At 69.1% G+C, this 18,110-nt stretch carries 18 protein-coding genes; 1 reads left to right on the top strand and 17 read right to left on the bottom strand.

The window, feature by feature from the left end; genetic code table 11:
• From pyrR to aroQ, 4 genes are all read right to left on the bottom strand, one after another.
• Nucleotides 1-528: a bifunctional pyr operon transcriptional regulator/uracil phosphoribosyltransferase PyrR gene (gene pyrR / locus TR42_RS00775; protein ID WP_042212105.1), complete on the bottom strand. Its 528-nt coding sequence runs from the start codon at nucleotides 526-528 to the stop codon at nucleotides 1-3.
• Between the two features lie 185 nt (nucleotides 529-713).
• Nucleotides 714-1,139: a transcription antitermination factor NusB gene (gene nusB / locus TR42_RS00770; RefSeq protein ID WP_042212103.1), complete on the bottom strand. Its 426-nt coding sequence runs from the start codon at nucleotides 1,137-1,139 to the stop codon at nucleotides 714-716.
• Nucleotides 1,139-1,702, bottom strand: a complete 564-nt coding sequence (gene efp / locus TR42_RS00765; protein ID WP_042212101.1) for an elongation factor P — start codon at nucleotides 1,700-1,702, stop codon at nucleotides 1,139-1,141. Before efp ends, nusB begins: the two co-directional genes overlap by 1 nt.
• 46 nt (nucleotides 1,703-1,748) lie before the next feature.
• The gene (aroQ, locus tag TR42_RS00760; protein ID WP_042212100.1) at nucleotides 1,749-2,189 is read right to left on the bottom strand and encodes a type II 3-dehydroquinate dehydratase; all 441 of its coding nucleotides are present in this window, start codon (nucleotides 2,187-2,189) and stop codon (nucleotides 1,749-1,751) included.
• A gap of 109 nt (nucleotides 2,190-2,298) precedes the next feature.
• Here aroQ and TR42_RS00755 point away from each other — a divergent pair, with 109 nt between their 5' ends.
• Nucleotides 2,299-4,200 carry a hypothetical protein gene (locus TR42_RS00755; protein ID WP_042212098.1) on the top strand — a complete coding sequence of 634 codons (1,902 nt, stop codon included), beginning with the start codon at nucleotides 2,299-2,301 and terminating at the stop codon, nucleotides 4,198-4,200.
• Here the strand turns inward: TR42_RS00755 and aroB are convergent.
• The 13 genes from aroB to TR42_RS00690 all read right to left on the bottom strand — a co-directional run bounded on the left by aroB (nucleotide 4,185) and on the right by TR42_RS00690 (nucleotide 18,071).
• Entirely contained in the window at nucleotides 4,185-5,336 is a 1,152-nt protein-coding gene (gene aroB / locus TR42_RS00750; RefSeq protein WP_042212097.1) for a 3-dehydroquinate synthase, read from the bottom strand. The genes TR42_RS00755 and aroB overlap by 16 nt on opposite strands.
• The gene (locus TR42_RS00745) at nucleotides 5,333-5,857 is read right to left on the bottom strand and encodes a shikimate kinase (protein WP_042212095.1); all 525 of its coding nucleotides are present in this window, start codon (nucleotides 5,855-5,857) and stop codon (nucleotides 5,333-5,335) included. Before TR42_RS00745 ends, aroB begins: the two co-directional genes overlap by 4 nt.
• A complete protein-coding gene (gene aroC, locus TR42_RS00740) occupies nucleotides 5,857-7,041 on the bottom strand; it encodes a chorismate synthase (protein ID WP_042212094.1) in 1,185 nt (394 codons plus the stop codon). Before aroC ends, TR42_RS00745 begins: the two co-directional genes overlap by 1 nt.
• Nucleotides 7,042-7,156: 115 nt before the next feature.
• Complete coding sequence (locus TR42_RS00735; RefSeq protein WP_042212092.1) at nucleotides 7,157-8,014, bottom strand: hypothetical protein; 858 nt, start codon at nucleotides 8,012-8,014, stop codon at nucleotides 7,157-7,159.
• Complete coding sequence (locus TR42_RS00730) at nucleotides 8,014-8,730, bottom strand: PilN family protein (protein ID WP_143058861.1); 717 nt, start codon at nucleotides 8,728-8,730, stop codon at nucleotides 8,014-8,016. Before TR42_RS00730 ends, TR42_RS00735 begins: the two co-directional genes overlap by 1 nt.
• Nucleotides 8,727-9,770: a type IV pilus assembly protein PilM gene (gene pilM / locus TR42_RS00725; protein WP_042212089.1), complete on the bottom strand. Its 1,044-nt coding sequence runs from the start codon at nucleotides 9,768-9,770 to the stop codon at nucleotides 8,727-8,729. Before pilM ends, TR42_RS00730 begins: the two co-directional genes overlap by 4 nt.
• 57 nt (nucleotides 9,771-9,827) lie before the next feature.
• Nucleotides 9,828-10,610 carry a prepilin peptidase gene (locus tag TR42_RS00720; protein ID WP_042212088.1) on the bottom strand — a complete coding sequence of 261 codons (783 nt, stop codon included), beginning with the start codon at nucleotides 10,608-10,610 and terminating at the stop codon, nucleotides 9,828-9,830.
• A 3-nt stretch (nucleotides 10,611-10,613) separates the two neighbouring features.
• On the bottom strand, nucleotides 10,614-12,131 hold the full coding sequence (locus TR42_RS00715) for a hypothetical protein (RefSeq protein ID WP_074789066.1): 1,518 nt from the start codon (nucleotides 12,129-12,131) through the stop codon (nucleotides 10,614-10,616).
• 11 nt (nucleotides 12,132-12,142) lie between these two features.
• Entirely contained in the window at nucleotides 12,143-12,814 is a 672-nt protein-coding gene (locus TR42_RS00710) for a PilW family protein (RefSeq protein WP_074789072.1), read from the bottom strand.
• Nucleotides 12,807-14,657 (bottom strand): type IV pilus modification PilV family protein, encoded by a 1,851-nt coding sequence (locus TR42_RS00705; RefSeq protein WP_042212081.1) that lies wholly within the window; start codon nucleotides 14,655-14,657, stop codon nucleotides 12,807-12,809. Before TR42_RS00705 ends, TR42_RS00710 begins: the two co-directional genes overlap by 8 nt.
• Nucleotides 14,658-14,738: 81 nt before the next feature.
• The gene (locus tag TR42_RS00700) at nucleotides 14,739-15,206 is read right to left on the bottom strand and encodes a type II secretion system protein (RefSeq protein WP_042212079.1); all 468 of its coding nucleotides are present in this window, start codon (nucleotides 15,204-15,206) and stop codon (nucleotides 14,739-14,741) included.
• A 103-nt stretch (nucleotides 15,207-15,309) separates the two neighbouring features.
• Nucleotides 15,310-16,542, bottom strand: a complete 1,233-nt coding sequence (locus TR42_RS00695) for a type II secretion system F family protein (protein WP_174435450.1) — start codon at nucleotides 16,540-16,542, stop codon at nucleotides 15,310-15,312.
• On the bottom strand, nucleotides 16,542-18,071 hold the full coding sequence (locus tag TR42_RS00690; RefSeq protein ID WP_081953091.1) for a type IV pilus twitching motility protein PilT: 1,530 nt from the start codon (nucleotides 18,069-18,071) through the stop codon (nucleotides 16,542-16,544). The genes TR42_RS00695 and TR42_RS00690 overlap by 1 nt, the downstream gene beginning before the upstream one ends.
• Between the last annotated feature and the right edge of the window lie 39 nt (nucleotides 18,072-18,110).

Here is an 18,110-nt window from a genome sequence, read left to right as displayed (position 1 = left end):
TCACTCCCCCTTCCGCAGGATCACGGCGTCCTCGCCGTCGAGCTCCTCGACGTGGACGTCGACGCGCTCGGAGCGGGCGGTGGGGATGTTCTTGCCCACGAAGTCGGCACGGATGGGCAGCTCGCGGTGGCCGCGATCCACAAGGGTCGCGAGCTGGACGGCCCGCGGGCGGCCGAGGTCGCGGATCGCGTCGAGCGCGGCGCGGATGGTGCGGCCCGTGTGGAAGACGTCGTCCACCAGGACCACCACGGCATCGTCGATGCCGGCGTCCGGAACGGTCGTGGTGCCGATGGCCCGCGTCGGGTTCTTGAAGAGGTCGTCGCGGTACATCGTGATGTCGAGCGCGCCGGTGGCGACGTCGGCGTCGAAGCCGGGCTCGATCTCAGCGATGCGCTGCGCGAGACGATGCGCGAGCGGGAGGCCCCGGGACGGGATCCCGAGGAGCACCACGTCGAGGGCGCCGTCGTTGCGCTCCACGATCTCGTGGGCGATGCGTGTCAGGGCGCGCGAGATGTCCGCCGCCCCCATGATGGTGCCAGTCACCTGGCGACCCCCTTCCCCGCCTCACAGGACGGTCATTAAAGGATGTCTGGGTTGCGCGGATCAGCCTACCCGACCCGGGCGGCGCCCGAGGCCCGACCCGCGCATCGTCCCCGGACGCGCGAAGGGCCCGCACCGTGCGGTGCGGGCCCTTCGGGACGTGAGGCTGCTGCTCAGTCCTCGCGGTGCGTGAGCGCGGGGGCGTCGCGGCCGATCGCGCCCAGCACGCCGTTGACGAAGGACGGCGAGTCGTCGGTCGAGAGGTCGCCGGCCAGCGAGACGGCCTCGTCGATCGCGACGGCGAGGTCCACCTCGTCGTTGCACAGGATCTCCCACGCGCCGATCCGCAGCAGCGCGCGGTCGACCGCGGGCATGCGGGTGAGCTGCCACTCGGGCGACGCGTCCTGGATGATCGAGTTGAGCTCGACCCACCACTGGACCACGCCGCGCACGATCTGCTCGGCGTAGGGCGGCAGCGGCATCTCACGACCGGAGTCCTTGAGGCGCGCGTCGAGCACGTCGAGGACGTTCGACCCCTTCTGGTCGGCCTCGAACAGGATGTCCAGCGCGCGCTTGCGCGCCTTGGTGCGGGCGGCCACTAGTCGTTGACGCGGGACTGGTACTCGCCGGTCGAGGTGTTGACCTTGACCTTGGTGCCGGCCTCGAGGAAGAGCGGGACCTGGATCTCGCGGCCGGTCTCGAGCGTCGCGGGCTTGGTGCCGCCCGACGAGCGGTCGCCCTGTAGGCCGGGCTCGGTGTAGGTGACCTCGAGGACCACGGAGCCGGGGAGCTCGAGGAAGATCGGGTTGCCGTTGTGCGAGCCGATGACGGCCGACTCGTTCTCGAGCAGGAAGTCGGTGGCGTCGCCCATGACGGCCTCCGAGACGGGGATCTGGTCGAACGAGCTCGGGTCCATGAAGATGTAGGACGTGCCGTCGAAGTAGAGGTACTGCATGTCGCGGCGGTCGACGGTCTCGAACTCGACCTTGGCGCCGGCGTTGAAGGTCTTGTCGACCACCTTGCCGGTGAGCACGTTCTTCAGCTTGGTGCGGACGAAGGCGCCGCCCTTGCCGGGCTTCACGTGCTGGAACTCGATGACGGACCAGAGGTTGCCGTCGAGGTTGAGCACGGAGCCGTTCTTGATGTCGTTCGAAGTCGCCACAGGGGTGTCCTTACGCAGATGTCTGGGATGAAGTCCGCAGACGATTCTAGCCGACGCGCCGTGCCACGGCCTCGAGAGCCAGGCGGTACGAGTCGACGCCGAAGCCGGCGATGGTCCCGGAGGCCACCCCGCTGATGACGCTGGTGTGCCGGAACTCCTCGCGCGCGTGGGGGTTGGTGAGGTGCACCTCGACGAGGGTGAGACCCGCGGTGGACACGAGCGCGCATGCGTCGCGCAGCGCGTAGCTGTAGTGGGTGAAGGCCGCGGGGTTGAGCACCACGTGCGTCTGGGCGTCGACGCACTCGTGCATCCAGTGGACCAGGTCCGCCTCGTCGTCGGACTGGCGCACCTCGACCTCGAGCTGCAGGTCCGCGCCCCACTGGGTGACGAGCACCGCGAGCTCGTCGTGCGTGGTGCTGCCGTACTTCTCGGGCTCGCGCGTGCCGAGCCTGCGGAGGTTGGGACCGTTGACCACCAGGACGTTCATGGCGTCAGCGTAGCCGCGGACGTCGGACCGCACGCGTATCTGCCCTCGGCCAACCGCCACGCCGGTGTGTGTGCGGGGTGGTGAGACGCGGGATCCGTACCATCGGGCCATGCTCACGGCCCCCGTCATACGCCCGACCACCCGACACGCCGCGAGAGTCCCCACGTTGGCCGGGCTCGGTGCGGTGCTGTCCGTGGGTTCCCTCGCCGGCGCTCCTCCCGTGCTCGCGACCGTCGCCGTCGCCGCTGCCTGGTGGTTCACCTTGGCGCGGCGCTGGGGCGCTGCCCTCGCCTCCGGGGGCGTTCTGCTCCTCTGGGTGTCGGCGGCGTTCATGGTGGTGTCGTTCGGGCGCATCGTGCCCGGACCCCTAGGTCTTTCGGTGATCGGCGCGCATCTTCTCGCGGCGATCGGCGCGGCATGGGCCGACGCGAGGACTCCCGCGATTGCTCCCGCGCACGTGGGCCGACTGACGCTCTTCGCCGCGACGGCAGGACCCGTGGCATGGGTGCTCGGCACGACGCTCGCAACGTTCCTTCCACGCGGATCCGGCCTGTCGTGGGCTGCCCACATCGACTCGTCGCTCGATGTCTGGGAGATGCGCGCGAACACCCTGCGGGGCGGCACGGCTCTCGCTTCCTCGGGCAACCCCCGGCCGCTCGAGCACACGCTCGGGACCACGTTGCTGCCTCCGTTCCACACCGTCGACGGCTCAGGTCACGCGCTCGCGGAGGAGCTCTCGGCCCACGGAGCGTCCTGGAGCATCCTCGTCTGCGCCACTGCGTTCCTTGCGGGGTTGACCGCGGCGGCGTTCGTCGGGCGAGACAGCCGCTCGAATCGCGTGCCGGCCGTCGCTGCGGCCGTGACGTCGCTCGCGATGGTGAGTGTTGCTGTCACGGGTGCCGCGCTGCTGTTGGGTCAGATCAACGCGCACCTGGTCATCGCAGTGATTCTCGCGTCCCTGCTCGTCACGCTGCACAGGGCAGAGTCCCCAGCTGCGGCATGCGGACTGCTGCTGCTCGCGACGACCGCGCTGCTCGTGAGCTGGACCCCCTTCGCCGCGGTGCCGGGGACGATGCTGCTGCTCACCGCCGTGCGCTCGCGTGGTTCGCTCCGTGACGCCCCCCTCCGCGCAGTGGCGTGGCTCGGCGTCTCGGGTGTCGTCACCGCCTGGGCTGTCAGCAACTTCGCCGGCGAAGAGCTTGTGCGGGCCATGGCACGCACGGAGCAGCAGAACGAAGGCGTGGTTGCCGTCGTGGCCTACTCCGGCGCACTGAACCCGGTCTTCCTGCCTTTCAGCGTCGCGGTGATGGTCAGCCTCATCGGTCTTGGCGTGTGGTTCCTAGGGTCGCGCGCAGGTAGCGAGACCCGCTGGGAGGGCCAGACTGCGCTCGCCGCAGCTGCGGGCACGTTCATCGGGCTCGCCCCCATCGTCGCGACGGGCATCGATCTCACCGGCGAGCTCGGCTACTACCCGGCGAAGTACCTCTCGCTCGCCACCGTCGCGCTTGCGGTACCCGCCGCCGGTCTCGCTTCACGCGCCGCGCTCGTCCGCACCTCGCTCGCGCCGCGCATCGCGGGGTGGCTGGCGATCACCGCCATGGTCACGACCGCCGTCGTCTCCCCCGCCGCACGCGATTCCGGCTGGGTTCCGGTCACGGTGCCGCTCGCCACGGGAGCAGGTTTCGGAACGGCGCACCAGCTCGCCGACCGCGCGGTGGACTTCACCAGGGAAGACACGTTGGTCATCCCGTGGATGCTCGACGACGATTTCGACTTCGACGTCCAGTGGCTCATGTCCGTTGCGCTCCCGCCGGGCGCCGGTTTCTGGAACGACGCCGTGAGAGCCGCGCTGCGCTTGCACAAGGACGATTTCTCGGCTGAGGCCGCGTGCCGGATCGCGGAGGTCGAAGCGCGGTCGGTGGTGCTGGTGACGTCGGCGCCCGACCTGCGATCGGGTATCGCGTCCACGTGTCCGCTCGAGAACGTGACCGTCGATTATGCCGGCGAGTGATCGCTGATGGCCGCATAGGCGGCCTGGACGAGCGCAGGGTCAGGACCCTCGAGGCGAACCGGGTTCCCGATGCCGGCCAGGATCACGAACCGCAGCAGGTCGCCGCGAGTCTTCTTGTCACGCCTCATCGCCGTGAGCAGGGCATCCCAGCGATGGCCCGGGTAGCTCACCGGGAGCCCGAGCCCCGACAGGATCGCCCGGTGCCGCTCGACCTCGTCCTCCGAGAGCCTGCCCGCGAGGTGCGCGAGCTCGGCCGCAAAGACCATGCCCACCGACACGGCCGCGCCGTGGCGCCACTGGTAGCGCTCGGTGTACTCGATCGCGTGCCCGAAGGTGTGGCCGTAGTTGAGGATCTCCCGGAGGAACGACTCCTTGAGGTCGGCGGCCACCACGTCGGCCTTGACCTGGACCGCGCGCCCGATGAGCTCGGTGAGCACCGTGCGCGCCTCCTCGTCCAGGCCTGCGGTACTCCCGTGTCCGTCCGCGCGAGAACCGGTCTGCGCATCGTCCGCGCGCAGGAGCGCGAGGTTGTCCTCGACGATCCGCAGGATCTCCTCGTCCTTGATGAAACCGCACTTCACCACCTCGGCGAGACCCGCGACGATGTCATGGCGAGGAAGCGCGTCGAGGACGCGCGTGTCACACCACACCGAGAGCGGTTCGTGGAAGGCGCCCACGAGGTTCTTGCCCTCCGTGGTGTTGATGCCGGTCTTGCCACCCACGGCGGCGTCGACCATCGCGAGCAGCGTGGTGGGCACCTGGATCACGCCGACGCCGCGCAGCCAGGTCGCGGCGACGAAGCCGGCGAGGTCGGTGACGGCGCCGCCTCCCAGGCCGATGACGATGTCGCTGCGGGTGAAGTCCGACTTTCCGAGCACCTGCCAACAGAAGGCGAGGACCTCCGCAGTCTTGCCGGCCTCGGCGTCGGGCACCTCGGCGACGACGACGGTGAGCCCGCGCTCCTCGAGGAGCCGATGCAGCGCGTCGACCTGGGACCGCAACGGCGCCGCGGAGACGACGAGGACGCGCGCCGCGCTCTCCGGCACCGACGCCGCGACGTCCGGCAGCAGGTCCTGGCCCACGGTCACGGTGTACGGCGACGAGGTCGCGACGGGGATCTCGCGGGACACGGTCATGCCTGCTCCTTCACTGCTGCGGCGATGTGCGCGGCCACCTGCGCGGGCGTCACCTTGTCGGTCGAGACCGTCAGCGTGGCGAGCCGCTCGTAGACGGGACGGCGCTCGTCCATCAGCGCGACCCAGCGGGCGCGCGGGTTGCCCACGAGCAGCGGGCGGGAGGCGTTGAGCCCGACGCGCGGCGCCGCTGCGGCGAGGGAGACGTCGAGGAACACCACCGCTCCCCCGTCGCGCGTGTAGGACTCCAGCAGCTCCTGCGTCTCTGGCGCGAGCACCGCGCCGCCGCCGAGCGCGAGCACGCCGTCATGGTGCGCCACGGCCTCGGCGACCGCCTCACGTTCGAGGGCCCGGAACGCGGGCTCGCCGTCCTCAACGAAGATGTCCGCGATCGCCTTGCCTGCCCGTGACTCGATGTCGTCGTCGGTGTCGCGACGCTCGACGTGCCAGAGCGTCGCGAGCCTCGACGCGATGGTCGACTTGCCCGAACCGGGCGGGCCGATGAGGACCGCGCGAGGCGCCATCAGCGCAGGTGCTCCGGGATCGCCGCGACGTAGGACTCGATGTTGCGACGCACCTCCGCCACGGAGTCGCCGCCGAACTTCTCGAGCAGCGAATCCGCGAGGGTCAGCGCGACCATGGCCTGCGCGACGACCGCGGCCGGGGCGACGGCGCACACGTCGGACCGCTGGTGGATCGCCTTCGCCGCCTCGCCGGTGGCGGTGTCGATGGTATCGAGGGCACGGGGCACGGTGCTGATGGGCTTCATACCGGCGCGCACGCGCAGGGGCTCGCCGTTGGTCATCCCACCCTCGACCCCGCCGGCGCGGTTGGTGCGACGGGTGACGCCGCCATCGCGGTACTCGATCTCGTCGTGGGCCAGGGAGCCGCGCCGCGCCGCGGTGCGGAAGCCGTCACCCACCTCGACGCCCTTGATCGCCTGGATGCCCATGAGCGCGGCCGCGAGCCGCGCGTCGAGCCGGCGGTCCCAGTGGACGTGGCTGCCGAGCCCGACCGGCACGCCGTAGGCGACCACCTCGACCACGCCGCCGAGCGTGTCGCCCGCCTTCTGACAGTCGTCGATCTCCGCGAGCATCGCCGCGGAGGTCTCCGGGTGGAAGCAGCGGATCGGGTCCGCGTCGAGTTCCGGCGTGGAGCCCGAGGGCGGAAGCGGTGCGTCCTCCGGTACCGCCACGGGCCCCACCTGAACGGTGTGGGACACCAGCGTGATGCCGGCGGCCTGCTCGAGGAAGCTCTCCGCCACCTGGCCGAGCGCGACGCGAGCGGCGGTCTCGCGGGCGCTAGCACGCTCGAGCACCGGACGCGCATCGTCGAAGCCGTACTTGGTCATGCCCACGAGGTCGGCGTGACCGGGACGCGGCCGCGTGAGCGCCGCCGCGCGGGCGCCCGTGAGCTCCTCGGCGTCGACGGGGTCCGCCGACATCACCGTCTCCCACTTCGGCCACTCGGTGTTGCCCACCATGATCGCGACCGGTCCGCCCTGGGTGCGACCGTGGCGCACGCCGCCCAGGAACGTCACCTGGTCCTGCTCGAACTGCATACGCGCACCGCGACCCGCGCCAAGGCGTCGCCGCGCGAGCGCGGCCTGGATCTCGCTGCTCGTGATCTGGACATCCGCCGGCAGCCCCTCAAGGGTGCCGACCAGCGCGGGTCCGTGGGATTCTCCTGCGGTGAGCCATCGAAGCATGAGCGTCATTCTTCCATGAGCGGACGGTCGGTCCGGATCATGAGACGCGCGGAGGGGCCGCCCTGACGGACGGCCCCTCCATGTCCCGTGCCGCCCGTACCGAGCGGCGTTCAGATCAGCCTGCGAGCGGCTCCAGAGCGTTGGGAGCGCGGTCACCCGCGGCATAGGTCGGCGCCTCGCCGTCCTCGTCCGTCGGGTAGGACAGTTCCTCATCCACCAGCGAGAACACCAGGCCCGTCACGCTGACCGTCCACTGGTCGACCGCCAGGGCCGGACGACCCGGCTGCTCGTCGGTCTCCGACGCACGCTGGACGGTGAGACCGGTGACCGTGAAGAAGCGATCCTTCTGGTCGTACAGGCTGCGGAGGGCGTCAAGGATCGCACCGTGGTCGCCCTCGGTGGAGAATGCGACCGTCATGCCTTCCAGTCCGGTGAACGGCAGCTCCACCGTTCCCGCGGCGCCCGCAGCCGCCGTCTCAGAGCCTTCGCCCTCGCCGGCAGCGCCTTCCTCCGCCGGCGTCGACTCCGCATCTGCGGCTGACGCCTCCGAGTCGCCCTCGGCTGCGGTGTCGGACTCGTCCGCGAGCGTGGGGAGCGTCACCTCGGACAGGGCGAGAGGGTTGACTGTCGCCGCCTTCGCGACGGAGAGCTGCACCACCGGCAGACCCGCAGCCTCGAGATGCGACGTGACGAGGCGGATGACCTCCTCCGCCTCAGGGGTCGGAGGCATGTCCATCGCCACCTTCGCGATCTGGTCGCGCCAGTCGGGGACGTCCTTCTCCAGGGCCTGCATCTGCTGGATCTGAAGCTCGAGGAGGTCGTTCGCATCACGTGCGGCCTCTGCGGCGGCGGAGGCGTCCGACGCCTTGTCGATCTCGGGTGAGATCAGGAGGAACCATGCCAACGCTGCGATGACCACGGCGACGACCAGGCCGCCGAGGACCCACACCCCTGTGCTCTGCTTGGGCTTCATCACTCTCCCTCCCCGGTGATCGCCGCGAGAACCTCGGGGTCGACCTCGGTCTGCTCGGTCTGCGTGCGACCGGACAGCGCGTTGTAGGTGATCCGGACGCTTCCGGAGTAGTCGTAGACCGGCGCATCGGACTCCGCGTCGACGCCCAGCGCCTCCGAGTCGACCCACGCCCCGTGGAAGCCAGGGAGCGCATCGAGCGCCACGATGAGGTCGGCCGCCAGGTCTGACTCGGTCGCCTGTCCGGAGAAGGTCAGTTGCCCGAGGTCCTCCTGGGCGAACACCGTTCCGTCGCCTCCGACGCCTCCATAGGGCGATGCGGGGGTGATCTGCACCGACGACAGGCTGAGGTCGCCCGGGATGGTCGCCATGACCATCGCGACCTGGGACGCCCAATCGACGTCGGTCGCGCCCGCCCACGCACGCGCCATGATGGAGTTCTCGTAGTCGCTGGCGACGCCGTGCACGTAGTCGAAAGCGGCGAGCTCCGCCGTGAGCTCGGGACGCCGAGCCTCGGCGTCCGCCAGATCCTTCTCGGAGTCGACCCGGGCGGTGTACGCATAGAACCACGCGCCGCCGAGCGCGATGACGAACGCGATCAGCGCGAAGAGGATGAGCCCCTTGGCCCGCCCTTGGCTGCGCCGCTGCTCGATCTCGGGGGGCAGAAGGTTGACCTGTGGTGCGCTCGGCACCTTGACGGTCTCAGGAACTGGATTCACGACACCTCCCCGAAGGCGAGACCGACCGCGGTCGGCACCATGGATTCGAGTCCCGCAAGCGAGTCGCGCGACACCTTCTTGCCCGCCGACACGCGAGCGAATGCGTTGCCGTAGGTGACGCGCAACCGGCTCGCGCTGGCGAGCGCCTGGCCCAGACCGTGGGTGAGCGCCCCTCCTCCGGTGATCACCACCTGGTCGATCGCCGCGCCGGGGTTGCTGCTCGCGTAGTAGACGAAGGTGTTCCGGATCCCCTCGACGAGCGTGCGCAGCGCCGCTTCGACGCCGTCGCGCACATCCGGCGGCGCGCTGCCCAGCTGCTGCTTGAGCTGCTCCGCGTGAGCCACCTCGACCTTCGCGGCCGAGGTGATCGCGGTGGTGACGCTCTGTCCGCCGTCGGCGAGCATGCGCACCAGGCGCGGCGACCCGTTCGCGGCCACCACCACCGTCGTCGTGCGTGCGCCGATGTCGACGAACGCGACGACCTGGCCGGCCAGCGCATCGGTCATCTGCGCCCGCAGGAGAGCGAACGCGCCGAGGTCGACCTGCACGGGCCGCAGACCTGCGTTCTCCACCGCCAGCACGTTCTGCGCGACCAGTCCCTTCGGCGCCGCGACGAGGATCCCGCGGAGCAGCGATGCGTTGTCCGTGTCACGCTGACCGGTCGGATAGAAGTCGAGAAGCGCCTCGTCCGCGGACATCGGGAGCATCTCCTGGACCTGGAAGGGCAACGACGAGCGGAGCTGGCTCAGCGGCATCTCGGGAAGCTCGATCTCGCGTACCACCACCGCAGGGGTGCAGACGCCGACCACGACCTCCTTGGTGCTGAAGCCGCCGGAGTGGAAAGCCTTCTTGATGGCGGCGCCGACTGCCGAGACATCGACCACCTCCGCCTGCTGGACCGACCCGCTCGGCAGCGGTACGCGCGCGAACGCCGTCAGCGTTCCCTTGGCGCCCGCTGAGGGTCCCTTGCCGGCGAACTCGACCTCGGCCAGACGCACCTCGGTGCTGCCGATGTCGAGACCTATCCTCTTCACTGCCACGGCGCTACCTCTTCTCCAGCCATGTTTCCCTCCATATCGGCCATTACCCCCGCACTCTCAAGCACCCAGGGTCAGATCTATGTACGCGTCCCACAGCTGCGGGCCCGCAAGGATGCCGATCCACGCACCCCCGATGAGCCAGGGGCCGTACGCGAGCCTCACGTCGCTCACCTTGCGATGCCTCACGATCGCCGCGATTCCTGCCGCCCCCCCGAGCATCGGACCGAGAAACGCCCCCACTGCCAGGGCGTCCCAACCGATCGCGCCGAGGGCTAAGCCGAGCAGCACCGCCGTCTTGACGTCCCCGAAGCCCAGGCCCTTGGGATAGGCGAACCACATCGCGAAGTAGAAACCCCCGAGGGCGAGCGCGGCCAGTCCGGCCCGCGCCAGGATCCACCAGTCGCCCTGGCTCCCCGCCTCCGCCGCAACGGCGACCGCGACCACGGGGATCGCCGGAAGCACCAGCGAGTTCGGCAGGCGCTGCACATCGAGATCGATCACGACGAGGGCGACCGAGATGAGCGCCAGATAGAGCAGGCCGACGGTCGACCACGTCGCGCCGTGTACGAGCACCGTGACCGCGAATAGCGCCGACGTCACCAGCTCCACCGCCGGGTACCGCGCGGAGATGGGCTCGGCGCAGTACCCGCAACGTCGCCGCAGCCAGAGCCATGACAGCACGGGGATGTTGTCGTGCCACGCCAGCTGGTGACCACAACGCGGGCAACGGCTCCGATCGTGCGCCCAGCGCTCGCCGGCGGGGACGCGCGCGATGAGCACATTCGCGAAGGAACCGCACAGGAGCCCCAGCGCTGCGCCGGCGAGAACGAGCCACGTCACCGCCTACGATTCCTCGCGCTTGTTCACGATCTCGACGACGAAGCCCTCGTCGAGCGTCGCGGCTGAGACGAGCTCCACGCCGGGCACGCCGACATTCGTGTACTCGAATCCGGCGGCGGCGTGCACGTCCACGTCTCCCCCGTACACCTGACCGCGGAACTGCGACGAGTTGTGGAGGAACAGGTCTCCCGGTGTGTACCAGAAGGACTCGACGGGCGCGACGATGGACACCGGCGAGTGGGTGCGGATGGTGCCGGTGCCGTTCGAGTGGGGCACGATGGCCCAGAACTTGTGCGCGCCCCCGTCACCCGACTTGATCACGATGTTGTTGGTCGACGTGTACGACTTGAGGAAGATCACGGTATCGGCGTAGAGCTCGATCGTGATGTTGTTCTGGAGCTTGACGTCGCACGTGCGCAGGTCGTAGAGCGTCTTGGTGGCGGGCAGCACGATGGCAGGGTTCCCGCCGTTGTTGGAGAACTCGCAGTCGTCGGCCTTGTTGAGCTCGCCGTTCTTCGCGTCCGGCCACGAGGCCTTGACCGCGTTGATGAAGTCGGTCTTCGAAGCGACGGTGAATCCCTCGGAGATCCAGTCAGCCGGCACGTACTCGATCTCCGGCAGGCCCACAGGTGCCACGTCGCGGATGTTCGCCGCGCCGACGTTGTACTCGATGGTGCCGCCAGCGGTGACAGCCTGGGCCGTGCCGTGCGAGCCACCCACGAGGATGTCCTGACCGATCGAGAACGGCCGGTAGTTGTACAGGCTCCCAGAACGCACCGTGAGGTCGCCTCCGGCGGCCTCACCATCCGCCGGCGGCTGGTGGATCTTGAAGTCGTTCTGAACCCAGATGTCGCCCTCGACACGACAATTCGCGTTGCTGAAGGTGATCGAGCCCTGGGGCGAGATGAGCGAGCCGTTGAGCTGGGAGCCGTTCTGACACGTCCAGTCGCCGTCATCGATCCACACGTCCGCGGAGGATGCGAGCAGCGCGGGAGAGAGCGAGAACCCGGTACCGGTGTAGAGATCGCTCGCGGTGAAGATCGCGGCGTCCTCGGACAACGAGATGTGCGGCTCGAGATTGACCTCGGCCACCACCTTGCGCTCGGGGTCGACGCCGGGCACCGGGTTGACAGGGGTGGCGACCGCGGTGACCACCGCGTGGCTCGGAAGCCCGTCGATCACGTCGTCGGTGCATGCGGTGAGCGGTCCTGAGTCGTCGGAGTAGGCGATCGTCACGACCACCTCGGTCGCCGAGGCGCCATCACCGTAGGTGATCGGGCTGAAGCTCGGAGCCGAGCACGGAGAGGCGACCTCGAGCTCCGCGAGGGTCGCGTCGAGCGCCGCCTCCGCGGAGTGGACCTCGGCCGTCCGGGTACGGTCCCTACCGGAGTCGTTGACGGCGTAGATGGTCTGAGTGATGACGATGGTCGCCACCATCATGCCGATGAGCGCGATGCCCATGGCGGCCACGAGCGCGACGCCATCGTCCCTTCGCGTGTGCGCATACAGGATTCCGTGCATGACATGTCCTCTCATGGTGCCGGCACCGTGGAGCAGCTGGCGGCGGAGTAGCCGAAGACCGTGTTGCGTCCCGTGACGACCGTCGAGACCGCGACGGGCTTCGCATCGTCGCGGGCGCCCGGATCGAGCAGGCGAAGCGAGATGCGGATGTTCTGCGCCTCGGTGCCCGTGGGCAGGGAGCTGTCCACCCAGAACGGTGGCCAGGTCTCCGGGTCGTCGGGATCGGCGGCGGAGGCCGTGGGACCGATCACATTGTTCGCGACGGCGTGCCAGATGCTGACGTCAGGCACCAGCGGGTACGACGGATCCCAGGTCCGGTACTCGAGCGCCGCGTACCCGTCGCCGTCGTGATCGATCACGCGCCATTGCGCGCACTTGTAGTCGCCGTTCTCCTGCGTGTAGATGCGGAGCGAGTAGTTCGGTGCGACTCCCGATTCGTCGACGCCGTCGAGCGCCGGGTCCAAGATGAGGTTGCCCGACCGGACCTGTCGGTCGATCTGCGAGATGCCGAGGCGCGCCTGCTGCACCGCTTCGGTCTGGGCGATGTTGTCCTTCGCCTGGTACGTCAGGGTGATGAACAGCGACGTCACCATCGCCATGAGCATCGCGAAGACGACCATGCTGATGAGCAGCTCGACCAGCGTCATGCCCGCGTCGCCGCGTGCAGCGTCTGCCCTACGCATTCGCGGCCTCCTTGTATGAGGCCGTGCCCTGGCTTCCGTTGATCGTGGTGGACGTGCTGAGGATGTACGGGTCCGTGGCGCCGACGAGAGGCGTGATGAGGTAGTCGATCGCCACGATGACGACTCCGTTGGTGGCGTTCACCTCGCAGGCCTCGGTCTTGCAGGTCGCATCCGCCGCTCCCGCGATCGTCGTCGTCGCAGGCGTGACCGTGACGCTGCCGCGTGCGGTCACCTCGAACAGCGAGTTCGCGAAGGTGACCTCAGGAATCGACACGGAACCGCTGAAGTCCTCGTCGATGTCGGAAATGGTCGAGTACCCCGAGCCGTCCCAGTACTGAATCGACCCGCTGCGCTCGAGCACCGCAGCCGCAGCGGCTTGATTGGTGCCCCGCTCGACGCGAACCTCGTCGGAGTAGGACTCCACGATGACGAGGCCGGACGAGGCCGCCCCGGACCAGTCCCCGCCGTCGACCGCCCCGAGGACGATGTCGCCGAGCGAGCGCGTCGCCCCCGCAGAGATGCAGCCGGAACCTGTGAGCGGGGTGCAGCCCGTGCCCGCGCTGCCCGCGATGGCGCCTGAGAAGCGGCCGGACCACGCATCGGCCTTCGACGAGCCCGAGTCGTGCCTGATCCGCGAGATCGTGATCGCATCGCCTCCGGCGGACAGCGACATGTAGCCCGATGCTGACGAGGCCGCACCGAGGTGCGATGCCGCGCATGGCAGCCCGGCCGACAGGCTCACGCCTGTGACGCCGGTGGCGCAGGAGTCGGATACCGAGGCCTCGAGCGTGCCGGCCCGCGGCCAGTCGGATGCGCCGGTGAGCTTGAGGAAGCCCAGCGCCGAGGACTCGGTCCGCACCGTCGACGAGGACGTCGTCGTCACGTCGCTCGGGTTCGCCGGCGGAGCGTCGGTCGAGCTCAGGTCGTCGGACGCCTCGGTCTCGAATCCGCCGTAGCCGTCGACCCAGCCCTCGGCGTCCGGCTGAGTAGCGTCGTCATCGTCGTCGCGCCTCACTCCGCCGTACCGCATGAAGGCCTCGACCGTCGACACCTGCTGGCTCGACGATCGCGCGGTCGCGGAGGCGTTGCCGACCTCGAGCGTGTAGTAGTCGTTGCCCGGAAGGATCGGGCTGCGGTCGAGCGCGTCTGCCGTCGTCGCCGAAGCGGACATCACGACGTTCCCCGACGTCGCTCCGGCGGAGTACACCGCCTGGCATGCCGCGAGGAACGGCGCGTTGTTGAGGTCGCCGCAGCCGCCTGACGGCGCGTAGGCGGCGCTGTAGAGCACCGTGCGCTCGTCCGGATCCATGATGTCCTTGCCCCAGTCGACCACCACCACCAGTCCGACGGCGTCGTCAGTCCCCGCCGAGTCCTCGGTCACGTACGCCTTCACCCGGTAGACGGTGCCGTTCCCTGCGGTGTCCGCGTGGTCGGTGATGTGAGAGCCGGTGGAGTCGAAGAGCGGCGGCCACGGGCTCGTCGTGTCCTGATCGTTGAGGGCGTCAGCGACGATGAGCGGATGGGTGGTGCCCTCGACGGACAGGACCCCGGATGCGACGTCGGCGTCTCCGCCGTAGGCGCCGGCAGCGGCCATGTAGTTCGAGGCCATCCCTCGCTTGAGCACGTTCCACGGGATGGCCCGGAGCTGCTCGATGGCCTCGTTGCCGTACGCAGTCGCCTGCTCCCGGCGGCCGGCCTCGCTCGTGGAGACGAGCGCGCTGGTCTGAAGAGCGAGCAGGGAGAGGATCACGATCGCGATGACGAACATGGCGACGACCAGCTCGATCAGCGTGAAGCCTTCGTCACGCGGGTCCAGCAGGCGACGTCGCAGGCGCGTCAGCATGGAGCATCTCCCTCAGCAGCGGTGAATATGGGTGTACCGCTGGTGGCGGGGAGAGCCCCGCCACCAGCGGTGAGTCCTAGATCAGGAAGCCGGCGGGGTGCCACCGGCGGCGCAGCCACCCTCCTGGAGGCCGTCGGCGGCCGAGTAGGAGTAACCCTTCGACGCAGCGACGTCACCCTCGGGGTTGTAGACGGAGATGCACCAGTCGGTCGAGGTCGCGGTGCCCGAGACCGTCTCCCAGATCTTGACGTGGTTCGACGCGTTGCCGATCTTCTCGGCAGAAGCCGCGGCGGCACCGAGCTTGTACTCCTGGTTCGCGGCGTCGAGCGTCACGTACGGCGCGGCGGTTCCGTCGACGTACCACGTCGCGATCTCCTTGCCGAGCGTCGACACGTCGGCCTTGGCCGCCGAGTCCTCCGCCTTCGCGCGCTGCGAGAGGAAGATCGGGATGGCGACAGCCGCGAGGATGCCGATGATGATCATCACGACCAGGAGCTCGATGAGCGTGAAGCCCTCCGACTCCTTGGCCTTCTGAATGCGAGCGATCATGTCGCTTGCCTCACTTTCGTTTTCTCTTTGATGTGTCAAGAGCACCGGATGATGCCCCTCCTGCCCCGGTGAGCGCCTCAGACGCCCGCCGGGGAGAAGCCTGTTATTGGACGAGCTCGAAGACGGAGAAGATGGGCATGTACAGACCGATCACCATAAAGCCGATGAGGCCGCCGAGCACCGCGATCATGAGCGGCTCGATGAGAGACGTCAGCGCCTCCGTGGTCGCCTCGACCTCCTGGTCGTAGAAGTCCGCCACCTTGTCGAGCATGGTGTCGAGCGCTCCCGTGTCCTCACCGACCGCCATCATCTGAACGACCATCGGCGGGAAGACCTCGTGCTGCGCCAGAGGCTTGGCGAGAGAGTTGCCGGTGCGCACCGACTCGCGCACGTCCTTGGCCGCACGCTCGATCACGATGTTGCCGCTCGCCTGTCCCACGATGTCGAGGGCCTGCAGGATCGGCACACCGGAACGGATCATGGCGCCCAGGTTGCGCGTGAAGCGCGCGAGCGCGATCTTCTGCACGAGCATCCCGAACACCGGTGCCTTGAGGTAGAGCGGCTCGACCTTCTCGCGGAACTCGACCTTGTGCTTGTTCCGGTTCCAGAACGAGACGATCAGCGCGAGCACGATGATGAACGGGATGATCCCCACCTTCATCACATCCGACATGATGACGAGGATCTGGGTGAGGAACGGGAGCTCGCCTCCGAGGTTCGCGAACATCTCCGCGAAGACGGGGACGATGAAGAGCAGCATGCCGATCACCGCGAGGATCGCGATGATGAACACCACGACCGGGTAGGTCATCGCCGACTTCACCTTGCCGCGCAGCTTGACCTCGGACTCGAAGTTCGCGGCCACGGACTCGAGCACGTCGTCGAGGAAGCCGCCGACCTCGCCGGCACGGACCATGTTGATCATGAGCGGCGGAAAGGCCTTCTCGTGCTTCGACAGCGATGCGGAGAAGGAGGAGCCCGACTCGACGTCGTTGCGGACCTCCTGAAGCACCCGCGCCAGCGCGGGGTTCTCGGTCTGCTCAGCGAGGATGCTGAGCGCGCGTAGCAGCGACAGGCCCGAGGCGATCATCGTCGCGAGCTGGCGCGACATGATCGCGACGTCCTTGAGCTTGATGCGATCGGTGATGCCCGGGATCTTGATCTCGGCCTGGAGCCCGCCCGTCTTCACCTCGGTGATGGCGACCGGCGCGAGGCCCATCTCCTTGAGACGATGCGCGACGGCGCCCTCGGAGGGCGCCTCGATGGTGCCCTTCTGGATCTTGCCCTGGCCGTCGCGGACGGCGTAGTCGAACTTCTTGACGTCGGTGGCCGCCATCAGTGCTGCTCCCCGTTCGCGCCGGTACGCCCGCACAGCCGGTTGAAGTCCTCGTAGTGGTGGCACAGCTCGAGGCCGCCCTCGTACGAGATACGGCCGCTGCGCACCAGCTCGGCGAGGTGCTGATCCATCGTGTGCATGCCCTGGCGCGAGCCCGACTGCATCATCGAGTAGATCTGGTGGGTCTTGCCCTCGCGGATGAGGTTGCGGATCGCCGGCGTGGCGATCATCACCTCGGTCGCGACCGCGCGGCCGGGGCCGTCCGCGCGCTTGGCGAGCGCCTGGCAGACCACTCCCTGGATCGCGGTCGCGAGCTGCGTGCGCACCTGGCCCTGCTGCTCCGACGGGAAGACGTCGATGATGCGGTCGATGGTCTGGGCGGCGTCCTGCGTGTGGAGCGTCGCGAACACGAGGTGGCCGGTCTCGGCGGCGGTCAGCGCCACGGAGATGGTCTCGAGGTCGCGCATCTCGCCGACGAGGATGACGTCCGGGTCCTGACGCAGCACGTGCTTGAGCGCGTTCTGGAACGAGTGCGTGTCCGCACCCACCTCGCGCTGGTTGACGAGCGACTTCTTGTGCTTGTGCAGAAACTCGATCGGGTCCTCGACGGTCATGATGTGCGCCGCACGGTTGCGGTTGACCAGGTCGATGAGCGACGCCAGCGTGGTCGACTTGCCCGAGCCGGTCGGGCCCGTGACCAGCACCAGGCCACGGTGCTTGCCGGCGAGGTTCCCCACAGACGGCGGGACGCCGAGGGCCTCGAGCGCCTTGATCTCGTAGGGGATCACGCGGAAGGCCGCGCCCAGCGAGTCGCGCTGCTGGTAGAGGTTGACGCGGAAGCGGCCCTCCCCCACGAGCGCGTACGAGAAGTCGAGCTCGAGGTGCTCCTCGAAGGTCTCGCGCTGCTTCTGCGTGAGGATCGAGTAGAGCGAGCGCTGAATGCTGTCCGAGGTCTGGCGCTCCATGCCCGGGATGGGGGTCAGGCCGCCGTCGAGGCGGACCATCGGCGGAGCGCCGGTGGTGATGTGAAGGTCGGAGGCGCCCAGACGCATCATCTCGCGCAGCGCGACCTGGAGGTCGAGGTCCGAGTCCTCGCGCTGGCTCGACATGCCGATGCGGTTGCCGCCGGCGGGCGTCGCCTGACGCACCACGGTGGCCGCGGGCTGCGCGGCCGCGGCAGGAGCCGGCGCGGCGGCCGGGGGCGCCGGCGCGAAGGACTGCTGGCCATAGGCGGTTGGCGCGGCCGATGCGGGGCCGCCCGGAGCGAAGCCCTGGGCCGGAGCCTGCGGGGCGGTCGGCTGCGGAGCCGGCGCCTGCGGCTGGAAGGACGTCGGCGCGGCGCCCGGGACCGGCTGACCGGTGGGCGGTGCGGGCTGCGAGCCGTCGAGGCCGGTACCGCGCCGCTCAGAGAGGAACGGGGCGCGGGCCGGCTGCTGCGCACCGCCGTGCAGCGCGACCGGAGCCTGCGGCTGCTGCGCCGCCTGCTGCGGCGCGGGCCAGCTCGGGCGGTCCTGAGTCGATCCGTCCATGGGTCCCTCCCCCTCGATGGCTCCGGAGACTACCGGCGC

Origin of the sequence: Demequina mangrovi (assembly GCF_000759715.1) — a bacterium.
Taxonomy (GTDB): domain Bacteria; phylum Actinomycetota; class Actinomycetes; order Actinomycetales; family Demequinaceae; genus Demequina; species Demequina mangrovi.
This window is presented reverse-complemented; position numbering and strand designations above follow the sequence as displayed.